This is a genomic window from Alkalihalobacillus pseudalcaliphilus, assembly GCF_028610675.1.
GTDB classification, from domain to species: Bacteria; Bacillota; Bacilli; order Bacillales; family Bacillaceae_D; genus Alkalihalobacillus; species Alkalihalobacillus pseudalcaliphilus.
In genome coordinates this window covers 121,407-128,098 of sequence record NZ_JAQQWS010000009.1, presented here as the reverse complement: position 1 = coordinate 128,098, position 6,692 = coordinate 121,407, and the positions used below count along the sequence as shown (strand labels likewise).

Below are 6,692 nucleotides of genomic sequence, written 5' to 3'. Positions count from 1 at the left end.
GACGGTTGGTCGACATGATCATGGGCAAAAAAGGTCGAGAACCTGTCGATGAGGACGGTTAGTCGACATGATCATGGGCAAAAAAGGTCGAGAACCTGTCGATGAAGACGGTTAGTCGACATGATCATGGGCAAAAAAGGTCGAGAACCTGTCGATGAAGACGGTTAGTCGACATGATCATGGGCAAAAAAGGTCGAGAACCTGTCGATGAAGACGGTTAGTCGACATGATCATGGCACAAAAAGGAGAAGAACCTGTCGATGAAGACGGTTAGTCGACATGATCATGGGCAAAAAAGGTCGAGAACCTGTCGATGAGGTTGGTTAGTCGACATGATCATGGGCAAAAAAGGTCGAGAACCAGTCGATGAGTACGGTTAGTCGACATGATCATGGGCAAAAAAAGAGAAGATCATGTCGATGAGGTTGGTTAGTCGACATGATCATGGGCAAAAAAGGTCGAGAACCTGTCGATGAGTACGGTTAGTCGACAGGATCATGGGCAAAAAAGGTCGAGAACCTGTCGATGAAGACGGTTAGTCGACAGGATCATGGGCAAAAAAGGTCGAGAACCTGTCGATGAGGACGGTTAGTCGACAGGATCATGGGCAAAAAAGGTCGAGAACCAGTCGATGAGTGCGGTTGGTCGACATGATCATGGGCAAAAAAGGGAAAGAACCTGTCGGTGAACAATCATTGCTTGGATTATCGTTAGGATTGTAAACAACTGGCACTTTATTATTTATTCACTCGGTTATTTTTGTGTAATAAGTGTTGCCAAAATTTTCATTTTTTCTATAAAACTTTTTTAATACAAATCTAATTGAACGTGAGCTCGGTACTGCACACCAAGTTGCTATCTCTCGAGATGTGATCTTTTTTTCGGGAAAGAGTATCATATACTCCTCAACGGCCCTAACAATAGCAGAACTCCAATTCTCTTGAAAATTACATTCTGGGCAAAATAGATATCTTGCTTTTCTTACATGTGGAGTAAAAACCTCGTTACAGTTATAACAAACAATACCTTTAGTGAGATGATTAATATTGTATTCGAATGTAGGTTTAAAAGGACTTTTAATAAGCTGACTGTTCAATAGAAAATCACATATATTTCTATTTTTATTAAAGGATTGACTGTGTTCTTTTACCATGTTCTTTTTGAATTTCTTAAGTAAGCTACAAAAAAGAAAATGTGGGGCGTTCAAGGGTGCATTATAAAGATAAAAATCGGGGTTAATAAAACAAACATAGGACTTAATTGTAGGAGTTGCTTTGCCAAATTGGTTCAATAAAAGCTGTCGTAATAAGGTTTCGGTTCTTTTTAATTGGATGTGAGGGTTCTTGATTTCATACTGCGATTCGGTTAAGAGGCGATCGCCCTCGAGGAAATAGGAGCCGGAATAGTTTTTAACCTCAAATAGAAAAATGTCCTTGGGGGTAATGACGAGGGAATCAATTTGTAGGGTGGAGTCTTTTGCTGTAAGCCATAAATCGTGTAACACATACCAATTGTCAGGTAAATCTTCTAAAAGCCAGTTGTCAAAATTCACTTCTCCTAGATAACCTTTTTCGGCGTGGGACAGCTTTTCTGTTTCTTTTGGTGAAAGTGGAAAATTTCTTTGTGCTAATATGCTCCCAACTTGCAGGTCAGTAGGCAGGGGACGTCTTCTTTTCATTCGCATCACTCCTTTTTTCCTTACATTGATTTTATCGTTAGCTTGCCATTGCACACAAGCAAAAAGTGGAAATATTCATGTATCTATAGCAAAACTATGTTACACTACATTCAAATGAATATATTCGTAGAGTTAGGTGCTCGTTCGTTGAGTGAAAAGGGAATTCGGTGTGAACCCGAAGCTGTTTCCGCAACTGTAAATGCTGATGAAATAAGGATACCACTGTCCATTTGGATGGGAAGGTCTTAGAGTAAATGGAAGCATAAGCCAGGATACCTGCCTAACTTGAACGTATAGGCTCTTCGGAATAAAGAGGATTGTACGGTGATATTGGGTAAATCTATGTTGATAGAGATATTTAAGCAACCGTCCGACAAGTCTCTCGGGCGTTTTTTTTGTGTTGATTTATCACCTTCTTACGCAATTATTTCCGAACGACCATCTCTATTCACAAGTGTGACAATATTGGAGGTGAAAAAATGAAAAAAGATATGCGTTATCTATGTTATCCGTATATGCGGGAGTCAGCCTCAACCGTTGATTTTGAAATTCGTACCGATTCGTTGACGACTCGAATTGGACAGGCAGCAAGTGTCGTTCAAAAACATCAGCAGCTCCACATTTTATATGAAGATTTAATGGAGCTTATCCCCATGACGTACCATTTGAATGGATCTGTTAGAGGTGAGCGGGCGATTGAGCAAAGTGACTTAGAACATTTAAGTGGAAAATATGATTTTTATGTATCCTTTGTTGAGGAAAAAATTCAACAGTTTTTATTACCGCAAGGATCAGATGCAGCCTGTGCCTTACATGTTTGCAGGAGTGAAGCAAAAAAATCTGTCCGAGCCTTACATAAAGTAAGTTTAGAACGCGAAGTAGACAAAATTTTATTTGATTATACGCATCTGTTAGCCAATGTGTTTTTTGTGATGGCGGTGTATGCTAATCAACAGTTGGAAGTCGAAGAGATTACGTTTGAGAGTAAATCATATAAACCGAGAGTGAAAAAGGAGAGAACAAGATGAATATATGGTTAAAAGGAATAAGTGGCTTATTAATATTTTTAATGTTGGCAGGTTGCGGAGATCAGGCAAGTGAGGAAAGTCCGGGACAAGCGAATGATGATAACCAAACAGAGGATTTGACGGAGGAAGAGGGTCCTTATACGGTAACTGATGATGCCGGTACAGAGTTTACGTTTGAAGAAGTGCCAGAACGAGTTATTTCGTTACAACCCAGTATGACTGAAATTTTATTTGCTTTAGGTGTTGGTGAGAAGGTAGTTGGTGTTACGACGGTTGATAACTACCCTGAAGAGGTGTTAGAGATTGAGCAGGTCTCTGATTCCTGGAATGTCAATGCAGAGGCGATTATTGCCTTGGATCCTGATGTTGTTTTTGCTTATACAATTGGTGAAAAAGAAAAGATAGAGCCACTACTTGATGCAGAGATTCCAGTCTTTGTGATTGCCTCAGCCCTCACTTTTGATGACGTCTATAGTGACATTGAACAAATTGCAGCAGTTATGAACGCGGCTGAACAAGGTGAAGAAGTGATTGCGGATATCCAAGCAGTGCTTGCAGAAGTAGATGAAAAAGTACAATCCGTTGAAGAGCGTAAACAGATTTATTTTGAAATTAGCCCTGCTCCAGAAATTTATACAGCAGGTGGTAAGACATTCCAAAATGAAATGATGGAAAAAGCAGGAGTCGAAAATATCTTTGCTGATACTGAAGGTTGGCCAATGCTAAGTGGTGAAGAAGTGGTCAGTCGAAATCCTGAGCAAATTTATACGACGGTCAATTACGAAGAAGATCCAATCTCTGAAATTAAGCAACGCGATGGTTGGGGGACGATTGATGCGATTGTAAATGATGAGGTTTTTGAGTTAAACAATGATTTAATGTCTCGACCGGGACCACGCGTTGGTGAAGCTGTTAAACACCTTGCAGAAATCGCTTATCCTGAGCTTTTTGAATAAACCAACCCAAATCTTATAGAGAGGAAGCCTCACCAATAAACCGTTCTATGGCAGTCGAAATCGATTAGTAGAGCGGTTTTTTAGCATTTTATCACGAAATGAAAGCAAAGAGAACGAACGATAGTACGTAATAAAATACCGCAGGAGAAAGCCGATTCATAAGTTCATGGATAAGAGAACGAACGTTAGTGCGTGATGGAAATATCACAAGGGAAAGACGTTCATAAATGTCTGAAAAATAGAACGAACATTAGCATGCAATCTAAAAGTAGATAAAATATCGTGCCTGCTGTGGGTGAAAACGTCCTTTTACTACCTTCAGAAAATGTCGAAAAGATTTGAGTTTAGAATTCTATCAATCTGACAAGACTGTTTGGTGAAGGGGCGGGGTGATACGTATGAAACGTAATGTTATTATATATCTATTATTCTCTTTATTTCTTTTGTTAGTTAGTTGGGAGTCGCATCATGCAGTGGCCGTGGCGGAATTCCATCAAGAGGTGACCGAGGAAGAGGCAATTCGTCTTCGAATTTTGGCTAATAGTGATGGGATTCAGGACCAAATGGTGAAGCGCTCGATTCGTGATGAGGTAAACAAGCAAATCACGGAATGGGTAACAGGTATTGATAATCTTGATGAAGCAGGTAAGGTCATTCAAGAGAATATGCCAGAGATTGAACAAATTGTTGAACGAGAACTACAAGCGTTAGGCTTGGAGCAAGAGTATACGGTTTCTTTTGATGAAGTGCAGTTTCCAACCAAGATTTATGGAAACCTTGTTTATCCTGCAGGCTGGTACCAATCGGTCTTAATCACTCTTGGTGAAGGGAAAGGTGAAAATTGGTGGTGTGTTTTGTTCCCGCCATTATGTTTCTTAGATTTTGCCAATGGTGAGGCTGTCGAACAGGATAATACGACAGAGGCTGAGGACGTAGAAGAGCTTAATGAAACGGATGAGAGCGATGATGTCCAAGTTTCCTTTTTCTTCGTTGACCTTTTTCAAAATCTCATCGATTGGATTTTCGGCTAAATCATTCAAATATAATAGTAAAAACATGTGCGGTTTTCATCAGAAGGCCGCATATTTTCTGATCGTGAGCATATATAATCGTAACCAATTAACAAGGAAGTATAGAGAAAAAAGACCAAAAATAGAGTACTGCATGATTTTTGGTAGGACAAATTGTGATTGATCTTGGAGTTTCCTATCTGAAGTGAGCATCGGGGGAAGATGTACAGGTAGGACATAGTGGCGAAAGCTTGAGATTCAGCGGCGTAGTCAATTAGACCAGCGCCACCCCGCAGGACGCGAAGCATAATTTTCGAGAGTGAAGAGTAAAACTCTACGTTCGCAACGACTTTATACAAAATTCACCCAATTACCATAAAAATACTGTACATTTTTCAGAAACTTCCTATATAATATAAGGTAATTTAAGAAATGGAGAGTGATTTTTTTTGGACGATGATCCGTTAAGTATGATTTTAATTTTTAGTTCGCTGTTAGTGTTGTCTACTCTTTTTTCGTTTATGGAAACGGCTTATGCCAACGCCAATAAGATTCGTTTGAAACAATACGAGGAAGAAGGGAGACTAGGTGCAAAAAGAGCGGTCTATATAGCTAATCATATTGAAAAGGCACTTTCAACTAGCTTTATTGGATTTAATCTAGTCAACATTGCCGCCGCCGCAATGGCAGCTCAAATTGCGATCCAAATGTATAATGATCAAGGCGTTGGGTTATTTATTAGCACCTTTGTTGTAACTATTCTTGTCTTATTTTTTGCAGGAATTATTCCAAAAACCTTTGCAAAGCAATATGCAGAGTCATTGGCTATGAAGTTTGCTTTTATACTCAACATATTTATGATTATTTTAACACCGATCACTTGGGTATTTATGAAACTTCAAAAAGGTTTTTCAAAGTTTATGAAGGTTAATAAGGATGCACCATCGGTAACCGAGGAAGAAATTAAAGCGATTATCGAAATCAGTGAAGAAGAAGGCGTTATTGATAAGCATGAAAAAGAGCTTGTGAATCGCTCGTTAGATTTTAATGACATTGTTGTCAATGAAATTCTCAAACCACGTACAGATATGGTAGCCGTTGAGGTAAATCAACCGATTCATGAAATTAGAGATACTTTTTTTGAAGAGCGCTTCTCACGTATTCCTGTTTATGAAGGAACGATTGATAATATTATTGGTATATTATCCGAGCGCGACTTCTTAACAGCCTTAATTCAACAAGGTGAGGAAAAAGTTCAAGTTCGTCGTTTACTAAGAAATCCTTTGTTTGTTGTTCAATCAATGAAGGTATCCACTTTATTACCAGAGCTGCAAAAGCAAAAAGTTCATATGGCGATAGTCATTGATGAATTTGGAGGCACTTCTGGTCTCATTACGCTCGAAGATTTACTAGAAGAAATCGTTGGTGAGATTTGGGATGAACATGATGATAACGTTCGAATGGTTAGGCAGCTAGATGCGAATACCTATATTTTCTACGGGGATTATTCTGTAGAAGAGTTCGCGAATTTCCTTCATGTCACACTTCCACAAACAAATCAGAATACGATTGGTGGATGGTTAACCGAGGAATTTACACGAGTACCACTTGTTGGAGAAGAGTTTCCTTATGAAAACCTGTTGCTAAAAATAACAGAGGCAGAGGAACGAAGAATACGACAAATTAAAGTAACCGTAGTGGCACGAACGATGTCAACGGGGTGATAATAAATAAAAAACGATGCTGAGCTCAGCATCGTTTTTTTTCTGCGGAAAAATAGAGAGTTATAACTGGAACGCAGGGGTTTAGGCTGAAAAAGCAGAAGAAAGCCCGAGCAAACGCTGAATCGCGGGGTTGCGAGCTGAAAAAACGGAAGAAAGCCCGAGCAAACGCTAAATCTCGGGGTTGCGAGCTGAAAAAACGGAAGAAAGCCCGAGCAAACGCTAAATCGCGGGGGTGCGAGCCGAAAAAGAGGAAGAAAGCCCGAGCAAAAGTGGAATCGCGGGGTTGCGGGCTGAAA

At 39.7% G+C, this 6,692-nt stretch carries 5 protein-coding genes and 1 riboswitch; of the genes, 4 read left to right on the top strand and 1 reads right to left on the bottom strand.

Annotated features, from left to right (window positions below; all coding sequences use genetic code 11):
- Window positions 1-745 precede the first annotated feature (745 nt).
- Window positions 746-1,678: a nuclease-related domain-containing protein gene (locus PQ479_RS16865; protein WP_053070271.1), complete on the bottom strand. Its 933-nt coding sequence runs from the start codon at window positions 1,676-1,678 to the stop codon at window positions 746-748.
- A gap of 117 nt (window positions 1,679-1,795) precedes the next feature.
- A riboswitch (cobalamin riboswitch) is annotated at window positions 1,796-1,976 on the top strand.
- A gap of 181 nt (window positions 1,977-2,157) precedes the next feature.
- On the opposite strand from PQ479_RS16865, the gene PQ479_RS16860 reads away from it, so the two are divergent.
- From PQ479_RS16860 to PQ479_RS16845, 4 genes are all read left to right on the top strand, one after another.
- Complete coding sequence (locus PQ479_RS16860) at window positions 2,158-2,706, top strand: hypothetical protein (RefSeq protein WP_047986967.1); 549 nt, start codon at window positions 2,158-2,160, stop codon at window positions 2,704-2,706.
- Window positions 2,703-3,662 (top strand): ABC transporter substrate-binding protein, encoded by a 960-nt coding sequence (locus PQ479_RS16855; protein WP_047986968.1) that lies wholly within the window; start codon window positions 2,703-2,705, stop codon window positions 3,660-3,662. The genes PQ479_RS16860 and PQ479_RS16855 overlap by 4 nt, the downstream gene beginning before the upstream one ends.
- 398 nt (window positions 3,663-4,060) lie before the next feature.
- Window positions 4,061-4,693: a stage II sporulation protein R gene (gene spoIIR / locus PQ479_RS16850; RefSeq protein ID WP_047986969.1), complete on the top strand. Its 633-nt coding sequence runs from the start codon at window positions 4,061-4,063 to the stop codon at window positions 4,691-4,693.
- Window positions 4,694-5,121: 428 nt separating this feature from the next.
- Window positions 5,122-6,396 (top strand): hemolysin family protein, encoded by a 1,275-nt coding sequence (locus PQ479_RS16845; protein WP_047986970.1) that lies wholly within the window; start codon window positions 5,122-5,124, stop codon window positions 6,394-6,396.
- The last annotated feature ends 296 nt before the right edge of the window (window positions 6,397-6,692 follow it).

Coding starts and splice junctions, on each gene's coding strand:
- PQ479_RS16865 (WP_053070271.1), bottom strand. CDS start 1,678: ATGAAAAGAAGACGTCCCCTGCCTACTGACCTGCAAGTTGGGAGCATA.
- PQ479_RS16860 (WP_047986967.1), top strand. CDS start 2,158: ATGAAAAAAGATATGCGTTATCTATGTTATCCGTATATGCGGGAGTCA.
- PQ479_RS16855 (WP_047986968.1), top strand. CDS start 2,703: ATGAATATATGGTTAAAAGGAATAAGTGGCTTATTAATATTTTTAATG.
- spoIIR (WP_047986969.1), top strand. CDS start 4,061: ATGAAACGTAATGTTATTATATATCTATTATTCTCTTTATTTCTTTTG.